This window comes from Hymenobacter sp. R533113 (assembly GCF_056835965.1).
In genome coordinates this window covers 358,866-377,346 of sequence record NZ_JAKWBD010000014.1, presented here as the reverse complement: position 1 = coordinate 377,346, position 18,481 = coordinate 358,866, and the positions used below count along the sequence as shown (strand labels likewise).

The 18,481-nt window shown below is 57.1% G+C and carries 16 protein-coding genes; 10 read left to right on the top strand and 6 right to left on the bottom strand.

What is annotated here, in order from left to right:
* Positions 1 to 144: 144 nt before the first annotated feature.
* The 5 genes from MKZ35_RS20655 to MKZ35_RS20635 form a co-directional block, all read right to left on the bottom strand.
* Positions 145 to 480: a NifU family protein gene (locus tag MKZ35_RS20655; RefSeq protein ID WP_482515116.1), complete on the bottom strand. Its 336-nt coding sequence runs from the start codon at positions 478 to 480 to the stop codon at positions 145 to 147.
* A 172-nt stretch (positions 481 to 652) separates the two neighbouring features.
* The gene (locus MKZ35_RS20650; protein WP_482515115.1) at positions 653 to 1,756 is read right to left on the bottom strand and encodes an Mrp/NBP35 family ATP-binding protein; all 1,104 of its coding nucleotides are present in this window, start codon (positions 1,754 to 1,756) and stop codon (positions 653 to 655) included.
* Positions 1,757 to 2,026: 270 nt separating this feature from the next.
* Positions 2,027 to 2,728, bottom strand: a complete 702-nt coding sequence (locus tag MKZ35_RS20645) for a LytR/AlgR family response regulator transcription factor (RefSeq protein ID WP_482515114.1) — start codon at positions 2,726 to 2,728, stop codon at positions 2,027 to 2,029.
* 205 nt (positions 2,729 to 2,933) lie between these two features.
* A complete protein-coding gene (locus MKZ35_RS20640) occupies positions 2,934 to 4,079 on the bottom strand; it encodes a sensor histidine kinase (RefSeq protein ID WP_482515113.1) in 1,146 nt (381 codons plus the stop codon).
* A gap of 56 nt (positions 4,080 to 4,135) precedes the next feature.
* The gene (locus tag MKZ35_RS20635) at positions 4,136 to 5,224 is read right to left on the bottom strand and encodes a sensor histidine kinase (RefSeq protein ID WP_482515112.1); all 1,089 of its coding nucleotides are present in this window, start codon (positions 5,222 to 5,224) and stop codon (positions 4,136 to 4,138) included.
* A 129-nt stretch (positions 5,225 to 5,353) separates the two neighbouring features.
* Between MKZ35_RS20635 and MKZ35_RS20630 the strand changes: the two genes are divergently transcribed.
* Together MKZ35_RS20630 and MKZ35_RS20625 are read left to right on the top strand one after the other, a co-directional pair.
* Complete coding sequence (locus tag MKZ35_RS20630; RefSeq protein ID WP_482515111.1) at positions 5,354 to 6,631, top strand: hypothetical protein; 1,278 nt, start codon at positions 5,354 to 5,356, stop codon at positions 6,629 to 6,631.
* Positions 6,632 to 6,945: 314 nt separating this feature from the next.
* Positions 6,946 to 8,127 carry a DUF5694 domain-containing protein gene (locus MKZ35_RS20625; RefSeq protein WP_482515110.1) on the top strand — a complete coding sequence of 394 codons (1,182 nt, stop codon included), beginning with the start codon at positions 6,946 to 6,948 and terminating at the stop codon, positions 8,125 to 8,127.
* A 336-nt stretch (positions 8,128 to 8,463) separates the two neighbouring features.
* Here MKZ35_RS20625 and MKZ35_RS20620 read toward each other — a convergent pair whose 3' ends face one another.
* Positions 8,464 to 9,087, bottom strand: a complete 624-nt coding sequence (locus tag MKZ35_RS20620; protein WP_482515109.1) for a hypothetical protein — start codon at positions 9,085 to 9,087, stop codon at positions 8,464 to 8,466.
* A gap of 195 nt (positions 9,088 to 9,282) precedes the next feature.
* On the opposite strand from MKZ35_RS20620, the gene dnaG reads away from it, so the two are divergent.
* The 8 genes from dnaG (at position 9,283) to MKZ35_RS20580 (ending at position 18,421) form a co-directional block, all read left to right on the top strand.
* Positions 9,283 to 10,839, top strand: a complete 1,557-nt coding sequence (gene dnaG, locus MKZ35_RS20615) for a DNA primase (protein WP_482515108.1) — start codon at positions 9,283 to 9,285, stop codon at positions 10,837 to 10,839.
* Entirely contained in the window at positions 10,731 to 11,330 is a 600-nt protein-coding gene (locus MKZ35_RS20610) for a hypothetical protein (RefSeq protein WP_482515107.1), read from the top strand. The genes dnaG and MKZ35_RS20610 overlap by 109 nt, the downstream gene beginning before the upstream one ends.
* Before the next feature lie 225 nt (positions 11,331 to 11,555).
* Entirely contained in the window at positions 11,556 to 12,575 is a 1,020-nt protein-coding gene (locus MKZ35_RS20605) for a potassium channel family protein (RefSeq protein ID WP_482515106.1), read from the top strand.
* Between the two features lie 92 nt (positions 12,576 to 12,667).
* Complete coding sequence (locus MKZ35_RS20600; RefSeq protein WP_482515105.1) at positions 12,668 to 13,879, top strand: glycosyltransferase family 4 protein; 1,212 nt, start codon at positions 12,668 to 12,670, stop codon at positions 13,877 to 13,879.
* An 11-nt stretch (positions 13,880 to 13,890) separates the two neighbouring features.
* Entirely contained in the window at positions 13,891 to 15,063 is a 1,173-nt protein-coding gene (locus tag MKZ35_RS20595; RefSeq protein WP_482515104.1) for a glycosyltransferase, read from the top strand.
* 123 nt (positions 15,064 to 15,186) lie between these two features.
* Complete coding sequence (proC, locus tag MKZ35_RS20590; RefSeq protein WP_482515103.1) at positions 15,187 to 16,002, top strand: pyrroline-5-carboxylate reductase; 816 nt, start codon at positions 15,187 to 15,189, stop codon at positions 16,000 to 16,002.
* 311 nt (positions 16,003 to 16,313) lie between these two features.
* On the top strand, positions 16,314 to 17,558 hold the full coding sequence (locus tag MKZ35_RS20585; RefSeq protein WP_482515102.1) for a bifunctional 3,4-dihydroxy-2-butanone-4-phosphate synthase/GTP cyclohydrolase II: 1,245 nt from the start codon (positions 16,314 to 16,316) through the stop codon (positions 17,556 to 17,558).
* 44 nt (positions 17,559 to 17,602) lie between these two features.
* Positions 17,603 to 18,421 (top strand): hypothetical protein, encoded by an 819-nt coding sequence (locus tag MKZ35_RS20580; RefSeq protein WP_482515101.1) that lies wholly within the window; start codon positions 17,603 to 17,605, stop codon positions 18,419 to 18,421.
* Positions 18,422 to 18,481: the final 60 nt, after the last annotated feature.

The window sequence follows — 18,481 nt, the reverse complement described above, 5'->3', positions numbered from 1 at the left end:
GGAATTCTAATGAACTTTAGTGCTAAAAATCCGCCCCTTCGGCAAGCATTAGACCGTTAGCCTCTCAAATTCCCCAAAACCACCGCACCCCGCTTCCACTGAAACCAGCAGGAGCGGGGCGCGGTATGTTGAAAGCGGGTAAACCTAAAACTGAGGCGTCGGCACGGGCGTGGGGGGCAAAGGGTGACCGGTTTGGCCGGCGGGCTGCGCCGACATGGGCGTGAGGTTGATGGCCTCCACGGTGCGAATCTCAGGCACCGCCTTTCTCACCGATTCTTCTACCCCGGCCTTCAGCGTCATCGGTGACATAGGGCAGGTACCGCAGGCACCCAGCAACTCCAGTTGTAGCACCATATCGTCCGTGATGTTTAGCACGCGCACGTTGCCTCCGTCGGCGGCCAGGTAGGGGCGAATCGCGTCCAGGGCCTGCTCGATGCGGGACAAGAGCGGATGTTCTTCGACGGCAGCAGAATGTGTCATGAATCGCAGGTTAGCGCCGATTTTGTTGATTCCACTGATTTAGGGCTACCAGGCAAACAAAAAATAAGCAAGACAAAAGTAAGGTTTTTAGCTGGTTAAGAACCAACCAAAGAGCAGGTTTGGAAGTTCGGCCGTATCCTCAGTTGCGAGGAAAAACAGCTGAATAGCCATATTAGCGGTTCATTTCTACTACTTGCGTACGCGGTGCCACGGCGTTGCGAATGGAAATCTGGCGGGCGACTTCCTCGGCTACCTGTTCAAAAATGGCCGCGGCGGGCGTGCCTTCCTGGGTAATAGCGGGCGCGCCCTGGTCGCCGGTTTCGCGGATGCTCTGCACCAGCGGAATCTGACCCAGTAGGGGCACTTCGTGCTTGTCGGCGAGGGCTTTGCCGCCGCCTTCGCCAAAGATGAAGTACTTGCTTTCGGGCAGCTCGGCGGGCGTAAACCAGGCCATATTTTCCACCACGCCCAGCACTGGCACATTGATCTGGGGCTGACGGAACATCTGCAAGCCTTTCTGCGCATCGGCCAGGGCCACTTTCTGGGGCGTGGTCACGATGAGGGCGCCGGTGACGGGCACCGTTTGCACCAGCGTCAGGTGAATATCGGAGGTTCCGGGGGGCATATCGATGAGCAGGTAATCCAGTTCACCCCAATCGACCTCCGAAATAAACTGCTTCAGCGCCGACGAGGCCATGGGGCCGCGCCACACAATAGCATTGTCGCTGGGGGCCAAAAAGCCGATGCTCATCAGCTTTACGCCAAACTTCTCGATGGGCAGAATGAGGTTTTTGCCTTCGGGCGTCTGGAATACGTGGGGGCGGGCGTCTTCCAGACCAAACATGGTGGGCATGCTTGGGCCGGAGATATCGGCGTCGATAAGGCCTACTTTGGCGCCGGTGCGGGCCAGGGCAATGGCTAGGTTGGCCGTCACGGTGCTTTTACCCACGCCGCCTTTGCCAGAGGCAATGGCAATGATGTTTTTGACCCCGCTGAGCACGGCCGAATTGGCGGCCCGAGCAGTGGTTACGCGGGAAGTAAGGTTCACATTCACCACCGCGTCTTTGTCGACCATGGTATGAATGGCGCGCACGCAGGCGTTGTGAATTAGCTCTTTGAGCGGGCAGGCGGGGGTAGTGAGAATGACGGAGAACGAAACGTTCAGGCCGTCGATGCGCACGTCCTCAATCATGTTGAGCGTCACCAGGTCTTTGCCTAGATCGGGCTCTTCCACGTAGCTGAGGGCCCGCAGTACGTCTTCTTGGGTAATAGCCATAAGTTCAGGAATCAGGATGCAAAGATAACCCGGAAAAGCTGGCTTGAGTTTAAGCAAGCGGATATTGGTTGGGGAACCGCTGAGCTTGCACCGGCTACTAAGCTATGTAGACAGTGAGAACTTCTGACCTAAATAAGGCGGTCATGCAGAGCGCCGCGAAGCATCTCGCGTGCTGTCCGTCTGATTACTAACCTCTCGTCAGCACGCGAGATGCTTCGCGGCGCTCTGCATGACCGCCTTATTTGTCTACTGTCCACATACTCTAGTTACTCAGCTGAGGCCGAACTGGGCCAGCAAGGCTTCCTTGTGCTGCTTGCCGATGGGCAGCTTTTCGGGCAAGTCGTACAGCTCCGCCTCGTTGCCGCTGATGGCCTTAATGGCGTCGGTGCGCACGATGTAGGATTTCTGGATGCGGGTGAAGCGGCTGGCCGGCAACTGGTCTTCTACCCGGCTCATGCGCAGATAGGTGATGATCATCTGATTTTTGAGCACGATACGGATGTAGTCCTTCATGCCTTCGATGTAGTAGATTTCATCGAACAGCACCCGCCGCAGGGAGTGGCCTTCCTTCACAAACAGAAACTGCGGCTCCGGAGCTACTGCGGCGGCCGGTCGGCTGTTGAGCACCGCCAGCGCCTTATTCACCGCCTTCATAAAGCGCGGAAACGACACCGGCTTCACAATGTAGTCCAGGGCATCCAGCTCAAAACCTTCGATGGCATGATGCGGGGAAGCAGTGACGAATACCACGTACGGCGGATTGTGCAGAGAGCGAATAAATTCAATCCCGTTGACCTGCGGCATGTTGATATCCGAAAACAACAGATCGATGCGCTGTTGCTGCAGTACCTCCAGGGCCTCAAACACATGCTCGCAGCTGGCTACCAGGTTCAGCTGGGGCATGTGGGCCACGTAGCCTTGCAGTAGCTCGCGGGCAAAGGGCTCGTCGTCGATTATCAGGCAATTAATCATTGTAAAATGTAAACAGATGAGGCTGATAAAGTGGGAGCTATGTAGCAAGTCGTTTACACGTCATGCTGAGGAATCGAAGCATCTCTACTGCTTCGTTGAATTACCATTGCAACGAAGCGGTAGAGATGCTTCGACTTCGCTCAGCATGACCGCCTTTTTATGGCTTCGGGTGACTTTCTATACAGCTTTAGAAAGTAAATCGGAGCTAGACTTGATTTGTGACCTCTGCTGTCTGCTTGACGCTACGTTGTTGTTCGTCCAGAACGAGGCTGGGGGGCATTTTTGCGGGCGTGAGGTGAATAGACAAGGCCACGCGGTAGGTGAGAGCCTCGGGGTTGGAGGTGATGGTGAGCTGGTAGTCCTTAGGAGCATAATGCAGAGCCAGGCGCTTCTTTACATTCACAATGCCCACGCCCCCAACTTCGCGCTGGGGGGCATTTTGGCTGAAGCTGTTCTCCACTTCGAACAGCAAGTGCCCGTCCTGCGTGGCCAGCGAAATAGTGACCCACGAAGCGTCCAGGCTGCTATCCACGCCGTGCTTGAAGGCGTTTTCGACGAAGGGAAAGAACAGCAGCGGCGTGATAGAATAGCTGGCAGCAGCCGTTACCGTGCTCTGATAGTTGATACTTACTTTCTGCCCGTAGCGCAGCCGCTCCAGCTCCAGGTAGGCCTCCAGAAACCCGATTTCCTTGTCCAGCGGCACCAGGGCGGCATCCGATTCATACACAGTGTAGTGCATGAGGTGGGAGAGGTGGGCTACCATATCGGGGGCGCGGTTGTCCTGCTTCACCACCATAGTGTAGATGTTGTTTAGCGTATTAAATAGAAAGTGCGGGTTAATCTGGGCTTTGAGAAAATTAACTTCCAAATTCAGGTTTTCGCGCTCCAGGCGCAGGCTTTGGTTGCTGCTGGTGAGCAGAAACCGGATGAAGCGTAGCAGAATGGGCGGCAACACGGTAACGGAAAAATCGTGAAGCCCGATACTGACGCCGTGCCACGTGAAAACCCCAATCCAGAGTCCCTTGTCAATAATGCGATGCACGTAGTCGTAAGTATTCTGGGAAACCAGCCCAGCCCTGTCCAGTCCCAGGTAAAAAGCATAGGAGAGCAGGGCCCAGCAGTAATAAATGGCCCCCAGGCCCAGGGCCGTAAGCAGCCAGCGTCGGCGGAGCAGACAATGGGGTAGGACTACCTCCGAGAAAAAATAATAGCCAGCCAAGGCCGCCAGCGTGTCCTTTACGACGAAGCCCCAAGTGACAATGGGCGCTTCTTTCCACCCGCTGAACACGAAGTACTCGAAGCCCACGAACAAGGTCCATAAGGCGATGGGCACCATAATTCGGCTGCGCAAAGTAGAATACGAGCGTGGGCTAAGCGAACCGGAGGGGTGAGCTTCCATCGTAGATATTAGGAGCGAATATTGAGGGAAATCCGAATCTCCCCTTGGTCCTCCGTCAGCTGCACCGTGTGTTGAGCGGGATACTGAAGCTGTAAGCGGCGAAGTGCGGCGACCACGACGGCATCCGTGCGATAGAACGGAGCGGAAGGCCCCGCCGCGCGGCGGACCAGCGTCAGAGTCATCTCCTCAGGTTCCACCCGAACGATACTGCTAAGTTGAACCAGCCCTGCGGGAGCCGCGAACAGCCGCTCCAGAAACGGATGCAGCAGCAGGGGTGTGAGTTGCTGGGTGGTAGCCGAGCCGATTACCTGATGCTCAATGGTGGTTTCGGGGTGGCGTAGGCGCTCCAAGGCCAGGTAGTCTTCCAGAAACTCCAGCTCCCGGCTGAGCAGCACCCGCTCGGTATCGGTTTCGTAGAGCGTGTAGCGCATTAGGTCGGCCAAGTGCAGCACTACGTCGCCGGCGCGGGCGTCGCGGGTGCGCGTCATCGTGTGCAAGCTGCCGAGCGTGTTAAACAAAAACTGGGGATTGATCTGGGCCTTGAGGTAGCTCCGCTCCAGGTGCAGATGGTTGCGCTCCAGGGCCAGCCGCCGCCGGTCCACGATCAGGGTATAGGCTATAAAACTGATAACCACCGGGAACTGCATAGTGGCCAGCACGCCAAAAAAGCCGGTCATTATTCCCTGCACGCTGATCAGTCTTCTCCAGAAATCTTTCACGTAAAACTCATGTAGCGTCCGGCGCAGCACTGAGTCTATAGGCACGTAGGTTTCCGCGAGCCAGGAGCCGGCAAACATCCAGAGCTGGTAAGCGAAGATCAACAAAATGCCCCCCGCCAGCGCCCGCCACCGGTGCCCGCGCAGCAGCCAGCGCGGAATAACGAGGTAAACCAGGCAGTTGAAAAGCAGGATGGCAAAGCCCATTTCCATCAGCACCAGCGGCCAGATAGGCCCCTCGAAGTTATAGTTGGGCCGGTTGTTCCAGGCAATATAGAACCCGCACAGCAGCCCCCATAGCAGCAGTTGCAGCAGTACGGCCGTGGTGCGGGCGCTCAGCGTGTACCAGCGAAGCGCCGGGCTGGAGGTAGGTTCGAGCATAGAAAAAAGGCGGACCAACTCGCGCTTTGGTGGGGTGGGGCGGCTGTTTGGTCGAATAAACTTTCTGTCCCTAAAGCTCCACAATTTCTTTGGGTCAGATTCTTCCCCAACGCAAATAAATTGCCCCCCATGACCTCCTTCTTCCGCCGCCTGGCTGCTGCCGCCCCTCTTTGCCCCCCAGATGGCTGCCGCTTTCGGCCGTTAGCCTTTACTGTAGTAGCCGGCTTGCTCAGCAGCTACGCGCACGCCCAAGACAGCACCCTCACCCGCCTGGTGCAAAAGAATCAGTATGCCCTCACGCAGAACGGTGCGCAATTCGCCGGTCCCGGCTGGGAGAAGTTGCGGCAGGATGTTCAGCAAAGCCAGTTCGTGCTGGTGGGCGAAGACCACGGTATGGCGCAGATTCCGGTGTTCACTACAGCATTGGCCCGCGAATTCAGGCCGGCTGTATACGTGAGCGAAGTCGATAAATACCAAGCCCAGGAGGTAAGCCGGTTAGCCGCACAGCCCGGCCTGCCCACTGCGTTCGAGCGGCAACATCCGGGAGCCTTGTCGTTTTTCAGCTGGGCCGAAGAATTTGAGCTGGCTCGTTATCTCCGTTCCCAGAATGTAACGCTGCTGGGTATTGAGCAGGTGGGTGCAGCCTCGCCGGGACGCTTTTTTGAAGTGCTGGCCGGGAAAGTAAAAAGCAAGCCCGTGAAGGCTTACCTGAGCCAGCGCGCGGTGGCTTATCAGGCCCGCGACCGGGCCGGCATGGTAAGCGGCAGCTACGATAACAGCACGATGAAGGCCCTGCGCCAATCCGGCATCGATAGCCTGCGGGCCTTCACGCAGAAGGAAAGCCCGGAAGTTCAACGCATGGTGCAGGATTTCGTGGACAGCTACCAGATTTATCAGGGGGCTTTTGCTGGTAAATTCAGCAGTCATCAGGACCGTATCAACCTGATGCGGCGCAATCTGCTGCAAGGCGTGCGCCCGTACCAGTCAGACCCCAGTCAGCCGCTACCCAAGATGTTGTTCAAGTTCGGCGCCAGCCATGTGGCGCGTGGTTTGAGTCCCTGGGCTGGTATCTTCGATGTGGGCAACCTGGTAGTGAACTTAGCCGATGTGCAGGATCAGAAGTCGCTGCATATCATGATAATGGGCAAGCAGGGTACGCAGGTTGGTGGGGCCAATCCGGACGACTTCAGCAAGAACACAGCCTCTTATTCTTACGCCGAAGAAGTTTACCTGAAACCATTTCTGCCCATCACCAACGCGGCTTGGAACGTGGTAGACCTCCGCCCCATGCGCCGCGCCATCCTTGCGGATAAGCTCCAGATAACCAACCAAAAGCTCGAAGCCATTATCCTCGGCTACGACTACATCGTTATCATCCCCGAAACCACCGCCAGCCACAATTACTAAAAGCTGCGCATTAACTCAGGAAGCGTAAGACAGAAAACGCCCGCCTTTCTAATTGCTCCCTTAGTCACCACAGTCGCGGCCGCAGTGCTACTCAGGCGTTGCAGCAGCGACAGTGGTGCTATCGTACATTTCCGCGTGGGGGGCTTTTTTAGCAAAATGGCGCCGCGAGGGGAATGCATAAAGGCGTAAAAATCGCGTGGCAACCCGTGCTTTGGTGGTGCCAGTCGGGCACTTGGTCGAATAAAATTTAGGTCATTACAAGTGCATGGTTTCTTCGGGCCAGATTTATCCACTACTCCAAAAGAACCCAAGAAATGCCTGTCCTTTCTCCGTCAAAATATCGTCTTACCTCGGCCCGCTGTTTGGTCGTGCTGCTGTTGGCCCTTTCTGCCTGCGTAGTGAAGCCAGCGGGCACTGCACCCTCCGGACAGGTGTCGGCAATGAAGCAGGAGGCGCCCTTCGACCCGGCCAGTGCCAAGCCGCAACTAGCGCTGGCGCCCACCAAGGTGTTGATTCTCGGCCTTGAGCACCTCGATGGCGTGTCGGATAGTTTTCAGGTCGCGTGGCTGGAGCCGGTTCTGTGTCGCCTGCGGGCTTATAAGCCAGATATCATCCTGACGGAAGCTATATCCGGTGAACAAGTCATGGGCCTGGACGCTTATTCGGCTTATCACGGCACGGCCGGCCGGTACGCGGGCCCGACCCTGGAGATGGCGAAAGCCGCCCAGGCCGAGCTCCACCTCACCGCCGCCCAGGCGTTGGTGCAGGCGAATGCACTGGCCGAAAAGGGCAACTTGTCTGCCGCGCAACGACGGCAGCTGGCCGGCTTGTTTGTGGCGGCGGCGGAGCCCTTTTCAGCTACCGTCCAGTGGATGCGGCTAGCTCCGGCAGATCGGGTTGCCGCGGATGGTGTCTCCCCGGCGCTGGCCAAGCTGCTCGGCCGCTTCGTTGGTATGCGAAGCGAGCTATCCTCCATGGCTGCCCGCCTGGCGGCTGACTTGGGCTTAGAACGGGTGTATGGAGCCGGTGATCATGCGAGCGATGTTGCCTTGCCCAGCAATGCCGATATGGAGGCGGCCGTCGCAGCCGAGCCGCGTTTCAAGGACTTGTTTAATCATAATACGCCGGCCTTCCGCGCTGTGCCCGAAGAGACCATGCGGCTCGCTGCCGCCTCGGAAGTTATGCCGGTGCTGAAGTGGAAGAATTCGCCGCGCTTCGCTGCATTGGACGCTGATGCTCAGTGGCTGTCGATGCTCCGCAGCGACAGGATGGGCCGCGTAGGTCGTCAGCGGGTGGCAGCCTGGGAAGCCCAGAACCTGCACATGGCCGCAGCCATTCGCGAGGCAACCGCCCCAATTGCCGGAGGCAGGGCCCTCTTGATTGTTGGCGCGGGGCACAAGCCATTTTTAGAGGCCTATCTACGCACCTTCACTGACATTGAATTGGTCTCGGTGCCAGCTCTGTTGGACGTCAAGCCAGTCGGCTGCCCCGACTAGCAGTAACAGAAACCTAGTTCCTACATACAGAAAACGTCTGTCATGCTGAGCCTGTCGAAGCATCTCTCCCGCTTTGTCGAAGTTATTATTGCAACGAAGCGGGAGAGATGCTTCGACAGGCTCAGCATGACCGCCTCTTTTACGCTGTTTCTATTTTAGGAACAAGTCCTATGTTTAAAGATACTGGAATGTTAGCTCCTGATAAGAGCTACTTCCGCCACTTAGAGGTGTAATCTTACGTGTTAAATCTCAGCTCAACAACGCCGACGGGAAGCGCCGCTTGGCATGTGATTTACGAAATTATGCCTCCGCGGCCTAAAAAAGCCCCCCAGCCACTTACTCCCAGATTATTGCCGGCGTGGTTTGCACTACTTCCTTTCCGCTTTGCAGGCGGATGCGCAGCTCAAATTGCTGCTGGGCATTGTCGCGGGGCTTGGGGCTGATGCGCAGGCTAACGGGGCCACTCAAATCATCGCCTTTCCATCTGTTGATTGAATCAGGGAGTTGTGCCACTGAGAATTCAAGCGTGTCACGCACGTTGCGGTGGTTGCGGCAGCGCACGAATTGGTTGAGCGACTGCCCGGCGGCTATGCCGTTGAAAAGGCCAGCACTCGTGAGCGTAACAGCTGTTATCGGATCTTTTACGCCTTTGCTGCCGTAATCTTCCACGCATGAGAAGGCTAGTGCCTGCTGCGTAAATAGCGGCCTCATGGGCGCGGCAGCTACGTAATCGTATCGTAGCCACATGCTGGCAAACAGCTCCGGCGCGGATGTGCGCGCCCCACTCGTAAGTGCTGGTACATTAAAGGGTGGCATGTTCGGATTGGGCTCTGATAAATCAAAGCTAAACTCCCGCAAGATGGCGTATTCACCAGGTGTTGCGCACTTGAAAAAGCAGCTGGTTGGCACCAAACCCGTGAACACCAGCAGCAGCAAGCCAATAAATAACTTTCGCAACATATAGATATAGCAAAGGTGCCCCGACCGCCGAGGCACATTTGAAAGATAAGCAAACTTTCTGGGGGGCAAATACGGCAACATGAGGGGCTGGCTGTTGGCCCAGACGGCGGGCGACGGCGGCCTAGTTTCCGGGACGATTGCCCCCGGCCGGCGCTGGGTAGTACTTCCGGACGGCGCAGTAGTACCTTTGCCTGTATGGCGCGTATCCCCAAAGAAACCATTGATCAAATCCTTCATATAGCCGACATCGTAGAGGTGGTCGGCGACTTTGTGAGCCTCAAGCGCAAGGGCCAGAATATGTGGGCCTGCTGCCCGTTTCACAACGAAAAGTCGCCCTCGTTTTCGGTGGCGCCGGCCAAGGGTTTGTACAAGTGCTTCGGCTGCGGCAAGGCGGGCGGGGTGGTGCAGTTCATCATGGATATTGAGGGCAGCAGCTACGTGGAGGCGCTCAAGTACCTGGCGAAAAAGTACGGCATTGAGATTCAGGAGGAGGAGAAGACGCCTGAGCAGCAGCTCGTCCAGAACGAGAAAGACTCTCAGTACATCGTCTCGAACTGGGCCAAAGATCATTACCATAAGCTTTTGCTGGAGTCCGATGAAGGCCAGAGCATCGGCCTGAGCTACCTGCGCCAGCGCGGCCTGAATCAGCAGACGATTCAAACCTTTGAGTTGGGCTACTCCCTCGACCTGTGGGACGATTTGCTGAAAACGGCTGAGAAAGCCGGCTACGAGCGCAAATACCTGGAAAAAACGGGTCTGGTCGTTAAAAAGGACGACGACCAGGGCCAGGACACCGGCCGGCGCTACGACCGGTTTCGGGGCCGGGTCATGTTTCCGATTCACAACGTAGCCGGCCGCACCATCGGCTTCGGGGCGCGCACGCTAAAGGCCAACGACAAGACGGCCAAGTACCTGAACTCGCCGGAGTCGGATATTTACCATAAGTCGGATGTGCTGTATGGGATGTATCAGGCGCGGCAGGCTATTCGGGCGGAGGAAACGTGCTATTTGGTGGAAGGCTACCTCGATGTGCTCAGTTTGCACCAGGGCGGCATCAAGAACGTGGTGGCCTCGTCGGGTACTTCGCTTACGGAGAGCCAGATCCGGCTTATTGCCCGCTACACCGACAATGTAACGGTACTCTACGACGGCGACGCGGCCGGCATCCGGGCCTCGTTGCGCGGCATCGACCTGATTCTGGAAGGCGGTCTGAACGTGCGTGTGGTGCTCTTCCCCGACGGCGACGACCCCGACAGCTACATCCGCAAAGTAGGCGACCAGCGCTTCCGCGAGCACCTCGAAAACCACAGCAAGGACTTCATCAGCTTCAAAACCGACCTCGTAGCCCGCGAAGCCGCCCAGGACCCGGTAAAAAAAGCCGAAGCCATCCGCGACGTGCTCCAGAGCATCGCCAAAGTGCCCGACCCGATCAAGCGGCAGGTGTTTTTGCAGCAGACTTCGGGCACGTTTGGCATTGATGAGCAGGTACTTATCACCGAATACAACAAGCTGGTGAAGAATGCGGGGGGCAAAAATGCCCCCAAAGCGCTGGTTCATCAGTTGCCGCTCAACCCGCTCCCCGCAACCAGCAGGCATCAACCCAGTCCCGGCCGCTCTCGCTGGAGGAGGAAGCCGAGGCGGCCATGTACGGCGCCCCATCCGACGCTTTTGCCCCCCAGACGCTGGATGGCGGCACTACTGAGGAGCTGGAGCCCGTGCCCGATGTATTGCAGGCCTGCGAGCGGGAAATAGTGCGCCTGATTCTGCTGTACGCGTCCCAGCAACTGGCCCCGGAGATGAGCGTGGCTCAGTATCTGTTCGGGCAGCTGGAAGAAAACGTTTTCCTGACTCCTATTTACGCTGATCTGCTGCACGTCTGTCGCACCGAAATGGAGCAGGGCCGCTGGCCCGATGTGCGGACGCTTATTCAGCACGGGCGCGGCGATATTCGACAGCTGGTAAGCGACTTAGCCACCGAAAAATACGAGCTAAGCCCCAACTGGACCACTCACCAGATCTACGTGCCCCGCGAGATTGATTTGCTTCAGCAAGCCTGCGACAACGCCGTGCTGCGCCTCAACAAGTGTACCGTGCAGCGCGAGCTAGCCACCCGCCTCGACGCCCTGCGCCAGCCCATGAACGAGGCCGACCTGATGGAAACCCTGAACGCCATTAAGCTGCTCAAACAAATGGATAATCAGCTGGGCGGCATGCTGGGCACGGTCATTCCGCGAAGCGGCTAGGGCTTTGTTTGCCTTTGACAGAGGAGAACTACTCGCTGAAGCTGTTTAGCAATTCGGAAAAATCATCTGGCATGATCGGAAAGCGAATTGCTGAGCAGCTTCACTGTCTCCGACTAACTCTGCGGGCACTGCTGCGGGCTTCCAGTTAAGTATTCTGGCTGTAGCTTCGCCCATCTGACGCCACGCCAGCTCAGAGCCCCTGAATTTTATCTTGTTTACCTGAAAATGTGGAAGCGTCTTAACCTGAAACGGTTCTTACTGGCCATGCTGCTGACCACCACCAGCTTTGGCGGCGGCATCATCGGTTTCATGCTGATTGAGGATTTCAGTTTGATTGATGCCTTGTACATGACCATGATTACCGTCTCGACGGTGGGCTTCGGAGAATTGCACCCTTTGTCACCGCCCGGCCGGCTGTTCGTTTCGCTCTATATTTTCTTCAATCTGCTCGTCGTTGCCTACCTGTTGTCGGTGCTGACTTCCTACATTTTCAGTGGCGAGCTTCGCGCTATGTTTACTATGATTCGTATTGACCAGGAAATCCGTGGGTTTGAGGGCCACGTCATTGTATGCGGCTTTGGGCGCAATGGCAGCAAAGCCTATTATGAGCTGAAGGCTAACGGGGCCCAGGTAGTAGTAGTCGAGCAAGACGAGTCCCTTCTCAAAGTTGCCAATGAGACCAACGGGGCAAATATTCTGGCCGTCTTTGGCAATGCCACCGACGATGAGACCCTAGTCGCCGCTGGGGTGAGCCGGGCCCTGGCTCTCATTACGGCCCTGCCCAAAGATGCCGACAATGTATTCGTGGCCCTCACGGTCCGCGAGCTGAATCCCAATATTAAGATTATTGCCCGCGCCAGTCTCAAAAGCAGCGAGCACAAGCTGCTCCGCGCCGGTGCCGACTCGGTAGTGATGCCCGACGAAATTGGGGGCTCACACATGGCTAATCTGATCATGCGGCCCGAGGTAATCCGCTTTCTGGACATGATCAGCGGGCTTGGCCCCCGCAAGCTGCGCCTGGACGAAATGCGCTCCGACGAGCTGCGCCCCGAATGGCGCGGGCGCAGCATCCGCGACCTGGACATTCGCTCCCGCACCGGGGCTACGGTCATTGCCTTGAAACTGCAGGACGGCGAGCTGCTTGTAAGCCCTTCCGCCGACACCATTCCGCAACCCGGCGATGTGTTTCTGTTTTTGGGGACTGAGGAGCAAGTAAGCACCCTGATTCGGCAGTTTAGAGCCTGAGTTTCGGACCGCGAATTTTTGCTAAGTCAGCAGGTCGGCATCCGATATTAGGGCTACCTGACTAGCTTTGACCTAACTTGTTTTTGTATCCTGTGCATATTCTGCAGCTTTGTCCGCGCGTGCCTTTTCCGCCCCATGATGGGGGTGCCATTGCCATGTACGACGTTGCTGCCGGCTTGTCCCGTGCCGGGCACAGCGTAACGGTGCTGGCGGCCAACACGCCCAAGCACCAGCAACCCGTCGATGTGCTGGCTCATCTGCCCGGAGTGCGCCTCATCACGGTGCCCGTCGATACACGTCTGAACCCTGTAAAGGCCCTCAAAAACCTGCTTTTGGGCAAGATGCCCTACAATGTGGAGCGCTTTGTAAGCCAGCAGATGGTGGCGGAGCTGAAACAGCTGCTGCGCACGGAGCACTTCGACGTGGTACAGCTAGAAGGTACATTTGTGACTTGGTACGTGGATGTTATCCGGGCCGAAGTCCCCAATCTGCCGGTGGTGCTGCGTGCCCATAACGTGGAGCATACCATCTGGAAAATGCTGGCGGAGCGGGAGCGTAATCCCATGAAAGCTATGTATTTGCATCATTTGGCAAATGGGCTGAAGCGGTTTGAGGAAAAATATCTGTCCCGTTTCGATGCCGTGGCCGCTATTACTGCTCCTGACCAGCGCCGCCTGCGGGCTTTAGGCTGCCCCGAGCCGGTGGTGTTTATTCCGGCCGGCGTGGATTTGTGCCGCTTCCAGCTTGACCCCGCCATTAAGCCTAAGCCAAAGACGCTGTTTATGATTGGCTCGCTGAACTGGCTGCCCAATCTGGAAGGGCTTGATTGGTTTTTGACCAATGTGTGGCACTATATACACGAGCGAATGCCGGAGCTGGAGCTGCATATTGCCGGAAAGGAAACGCCTGAGCGTATCCTGCGGCTACGGGGGGGCAATGTCTTCGTGCACGGCTTCGTGGAATCGGCGCCGGAGTTTATGCAGCGCTACGAAGTCATGCTAGTGCCCTTGCTGAGCGGGGGCGGCATGCGCATCAAGATTATTGAGGGCATGGCACTGGGCAAGTGCATTATCAGCACTGGTCTGGGCTCCGAAGGTATCAGCGTGCGCAACGGCCACGATATTGTGCTTTGCGATGAGCCCAGCGAGTGGATACATCGTATTGAAAGCTATTACAACGGCGAGCTAGACCAAGCCCGAATAGGGCAGGCAGCCCGCCAAACCATCTTGGGCACGTACGATAATCGTCAGGTAGTAAGCCACTTTATAGACCTTTACCGCAGCCTGACTGCTCCCGGCGTCTAACTTTGCCCCCCATGAAGCTGCTCGTCCTGCTGTCCCGGTTTCCCTACCCGCTTGACAAGGGCGATAAGCTGCGTGCCTTCCATCAGCTTCGCTACCTGGCCCAGCGCCACGAGATTTGCCTGTTTGCCCTCGCCGATGAGCCCGTGACGGCGTCGGCGCTGGCGGCCGTGACGCCCCTGTGCGCGGGTGGCCTGCATATTCATCACCTGCGTCGCCCTGGCATTGTCCTGAACATGACCCGCGCCTTGGCCAATGGGCGGCCGTTGCAGGTGGGCTACTTTCATAACGCTACGGCCCAGCGCTGCCTCGATCAGATAATTACCCAATTTCAGCCCGACCACGCCTACTGCCAGCTCATCCGTATGGCCGAATACCTGCGGCCACACGCTAAGCATTTGCCCTGCACCCTGGATTATATGGATGTGTTTTCGGCCGGCATGCTGCGCCGGGCCGAAAAAGCCCCCCAGTGGCAGCGGCCGGTGTTTCAATTCGAAGCACAGCGTTTGCGCACATATGAGGCAGCGGCATTTGAGTGGTTTCGTCACCACGCCATCATCTCCGACCAGGACCGCCAGCTTATCGACCACCCGCGTCGGGCCGAGATTGAGGTGGTGCTAAACGGAATCGATACCAGCTATTTTCGGCCCGTGCAAAGCAAAAAGGAATATGAGATTCTTTTTTGCGGCAACATGAACTACCATCCGAATGTGGATGCCGCTGTGTTTCTGGCCGAGGAAATTCTGCCTTTGGTGCGGCAGCAACATCCGGAGGCCCGTCTGCTGATTGCCGGTACCACGCCGGCGCCGCGGGTGCAGGCCTTAGCATCACCCACCGTCACGGTCAGCGGCTGGCTGTCCGATATCCGGGAGGCGTATGCGGCGGCGGGCGTATTTGTGGCGCCCATGCGCGTGGGAACAGGCCTGCAAAATAAACTGCTCGAAGCCATGGCCATGCGCCTGCCGTGTGTCACTACTCCGTTGGCCAACAATGCTTTACGCGGGACGGTAGAAGAGCACTTGCTTGTTGGACAATCAGCTGCGGAGCTGGCAACACACATCAGCAACCTGCTCGCTAAGGCGGAACAGGCCAAAGCGTTGGGGCAGCGGGGCCTTGAGTTTGTGCGCGAAAACTACAACTGGGCCACGGCTACCCGCCGATTGGAGCGCTTGTTCGAAAAGCGCTAGGATAAGCACGGCGCATTAGTGAATTTAGGCTTAGAGGCGACCAAGGCAGACTTGATTAAAAAGTTGTGGACCAGCCTGGTGCTCCAATGAGCTTCTCTGCTTATCATTAACTACTTCATCCTCATGAATAAGAACCTACGCATTGCTATTCTGGGCTGCGGCAACATGGGGCAGGCTTTTGCGAAAGCATTTCTGCAATACAACCTCGTGGCGCGCACCGATATGCTGCTGCTGGGCCGCGACGACGCGCATTGTGCGCGCCTGAATGCCAGCCAGCTGGGTATGCCAACGGCCTTGCTGTCCGCCGACGTGGGCAGCTACGATGTGGTGCTGGTAGCGGTGAAGCCCCAGGATTTTGGCCGGGTGGCCGATGGGCTCCGGCAGGTATTGCAACCCGAGCAGGTAGTGGTGTCCATCATGGCCGGCATCCCGATTTCGCGTCTGCAGCGGGAGCTGAGCCACCGACAAGTGCTGCGGGCCATGCCCAATACGCCGGCGTTGCTGGGTATGGGAATCACGGGTTTTTCGGCCTCTCCGGAAGTAAGCCGCAGTCGGTTGCATCAGGTCGAGAACCTGCTGAACGCCACGGGCCGCTCTATTTTTATGGAAGATGAGAGCTTGCTCGATGCTGTTACAGCTGTGAGTGGCAGTGGGCCGGCGTATTTCTACTATATCGTGCAGGCCATGATGCGGGCCGGGCAGGAGATGGGTTTCTCGGAATCAGTAGCGGGGCTGCTGGTAAAGCAGACGATGCTGGGGGCCTTTCATCTGCTCAACAACTCCGACCAAAGCATCGACCAGCTTATTGCCAACGTGGCCTCCAAAGGCGGCACTACGGAGGCGGCCTTGCGCACCTTCCGGGCGGGCAACCTGGCCGAAACGCTGGTAGATGGTATCAAAGCGGCTCAGCAGCGCGCGACGGAGCTGGCGAAGGAGTAAGAACAAGGTAGAGACGCGACACTTCGCGTCTCCTCGTTAGCGCCGCTGGCCTCCGGGTGTTGATGTTGTTTAACCTGAATGATAAAGATGTCACCGTTCAACGCCCAGACGCGAAGTGTCGCGTCTCTACATTGTTCTGGCTTTTCTGGTCAGAGGAAACTTGATGATGATGCTACTATAGCCGTTTGCCATTCGAGAATTTCACCTGTCGTAACTTCGTGGCGCTGTTGGTGGTTGTTCTGCCAGCCTTGCGACTAGGTTTTTCAAAACCCTACCGCCACAACATCCTTTAATCTGCATCACCTACGTTCATGCTTAATTCAATAGAAGACGCCATTGCCGATATCCGCGCCGGCAAAGTAGTTATCGTGGTCGACGACGAAGACCGCGAAAACGAAGGCGACTTTATCTGTGCTGCCCGCTGTGCCACGCCCGAAATCGTGAATTTTATGGCTACTCACGGCCGCGGGCTGGTGTGCGCGCCGCTGACCGAAGACCGCTGTGAGGAGCTGGGTTTGGAGCTGATGGTAGGCCGCAATACGGCCCTGCACGCTACGCCCTTCACGGTATCGGTTGACTTGCTCACCCACGGCGTCACGACGGGTATTTCCGCTTCTGACCGCTCCAAGACCATTCTGGCGCTCATTGACCCTGCGACAAAGCCCGAAGAGCTAGGCAAGCCGGGGCATATTTTCCCGCTTAAAGCGCGCAAAGAAGGCGTGTTGCGCCGCGCCGGCCACACGGAGGCGGCAGTTGACTTAGCGCGTCTGGCGGGGTTTGAGCCGGCTGGAGTACTGGTTGAGATTCTGAAGGAAGATGGCGAAATGGCCCGTCTGCCCGACCTGGAGGAAGTGGCCCGGCGGTGGGATCTGAAGCTGATTTCGGTGCAGGACCTGATCAAGTATCGCCTGGCCAAAGAAAGTCTGATCACCCGTGATATCACCGTCAAATTACCCACTCAGTGGGGTGATTTCGACCTTTATGCCTTCACCCAGCGCTCCAATGGGGCTCAGCACTTAGCATTGGTAAAAGGCGACCTGACGGGCTCGGAGCCACCGCTGGTGCGAGTGCACTCGTCCTGCGTAACCGGTGATATCTTCGGCTCGTGCCGCTGCGATTGTGGCCCTCAATTGCACCGCGCCATGGAGCAGATCGATAAGGCCGGGCGGGGTGTGGTCGTGTACATGAATCAGGAGGGCCGGGGAATCGGCTTGCTCAATAAGCTGAAGGCCTACAAGCTGCAGGAGCAGGGCCGCGATACGGTAGAGGCCAACGTGGAGCTGGGCTTTGGCATGGATGAGCGCGACTATGGCGTGGGCGCTTCCATTCTGCGCGACTTGGGAATCAGCCAGATGCGCTTGCTGACCAACAACCCGCGCAAGCGTACCGGCCTGATGGGCTACGGACTGGAAATTGTGGAAACCGTAGCCATCGAAATTGAACCCAACCAACACAACCAGAGTTATTTAACTACCAAGCGCGATAAGCTCGGCCACATGATTCTGAGTAAGCTGCACCCCGGTAAAACGACGGTAGAAGCCGAAAAAGAATTGTAGCCTAAAGACCGGAAAACGCGTTTTTTGGCTATCTTACTCTGGCTATGAAAATCCTGCGTTCCGTTTTGAGTGCCGGTGCGGCCGCCCTGGTGCTTAGCTTGTTCCCGGCTTCGGCTGCCCTGGCGCAGCGCAGCAATTTTGTGCAGGAGTTTGCGGGCAGCACCATTCTACTGGCCAACGGCGACACGCTGGAAGGACCGCTGGTGCTGCACCGCAACGAGGACGTGGTGCGCATGACCATGCCCGATAATACCATTAGCACACTCTCGGCGGTAGCAGTACAGAGCTTTGCCGTAAAAGGCGAGCAGTTTGACCGCCGCCGCGACGCGTACTACTACGACGACTTTTATGATGCGCGCCGGGGCTACTACTACGGCAGCCCGGCATTCTTCAACGGCCCGCTGCCCAAGCGGCGGGAGCGGCCCGACACGAGCTTGGTACGCGTATTCCGTACCTACCGCTGGAATCGCGACAATGACTACAGCGACTATAAGTCGCCGGCGTTTTTTGAGCAGCTGAGCAGCGGCCCTACGGTGTTGCTGCGCCGCGAAGCCCTTATAGAACGGCCCGTGTACGCCGCCGGCCCTTATGGGTATGGGGGCGGCTATGGCGGTGCGCCGTATGGGCCTTCGCGCTATGCGGGCTCATATTCGGAGATAAAAGACAATTTCTATTTGGGTACGCCAACGGGCTCCATTATTCCGCTGCGTAATCCGAAAAAGGACTTGTTGGCGGCTTACCCAAAGCAGGCCCGTCAGATTGAGAAGTACGCGAAGCAGAATAACCTGAACTTCACCATCGCCCGTGAACTGGCCTTTATCGTGAATTATGCCAATTCGCTAACAGAAGAAAAGCAGCCTTAATTATGTAGTTTCAATTGCTCACTGAGATGAAAAAAGCCCCCCAGAAGAATCCTGGGGGGC

Coding starts and splice junctions, on each gene's coding strand:
- MKZ35_RS20655 (WP_482515116.1), bottom strand. CDS start 480: ATGACACATTCTGCTGCCGTCGAAGAACATCCGCTCTTGTCCCGCATC.
- MKZ35_RS20650 (WP_482515115.1), bottom strand. CDS start 1,756: ATGGCTATTACCCAAGAAGACGTACTGCGGGCCCTCAGCTACGTGGAA.
- MKZ35_RS20645 (WP_482515114.1), bottom strand. CDS start 2,728: ATGATTAATTGCCTGATAATCGACGACGAGCCCTTTGCCCGCGAGCTA.
- MKZ35_RS20635 (WP_482515112.1), bottom strand. CDS start 5,224: ATGCTCGAACCTACCTCCAGCCCGGCGCTTCGCTGGTACACGCTGAGC.
- MKZ35_RS20630 (WP_482515111.1), top strand. CDS start 5,354: ATGACCTCCTTCTTCCGCCGCCTGGCTGCTGCCGCCCCTCTTTGCCCC.
- MKZ35_RS20625 (WP_482515110.1), top strand. CDS start 6,946: ATGCCTGTCCTTTCTCCGTCAAAATATCGTCTTACCTCGGCCCGCTGT.
- MKZ35_RS20620 (WP_482515109.1), bottom strand. CDS start 9,087: ATGTTGCGAAAGTTATTTATTGGCTTGCTGCTGCTGGTGTTCACGGGT.
- dnaG (WP_482515108.1), top strand. CDS start 9,283: ATGGCGCGTATCCCCAAAGAAACCATTGATCAAATCCTTCATATAGCC.
- MKZ35_RS20610 (WP_482515107.1), top strand. CDS start 10,731: ATGTACGGCGCCCCATCCGACGCTTTTGCCCCCCAGACGCTGGATGGC.
- MKZ35_RS20605 (WP_482515106.1), top strand. CDS start 11,556: ATGTGGAAGCGTCTTAACCTGAAACGGTTCTTACTGGCCATGCTGCTG.
- MKZ35_RS20595 (WP_482515104.1), top strand. CDS start 13,891: ATGAAGCTGCTCGTCCTGCTGTCCCGGTTTCCCTACCCGCTTGACAAG.
- proC (WP_482515103.1), top strand. CDS start 15,187: ATGAATAAGAACCTACGCATTGCTATTCTGGGCTGCGGCAACATGGGG.
- MKZ35_RS20585 (WP_482515102.1), top strand. CDS start 16,314: ATGCTTAATTCAATAGAAGACGCCATTGCCGATATCCGCGCCGGCAAA.
- MKZ35_RS20580 (WP_482515101.1), top strand. CDS start 17,603: ATGAAAATCCTGCGTTCCGTTTTGAGTGCCGGTGCGGCCGCCCTGGTG.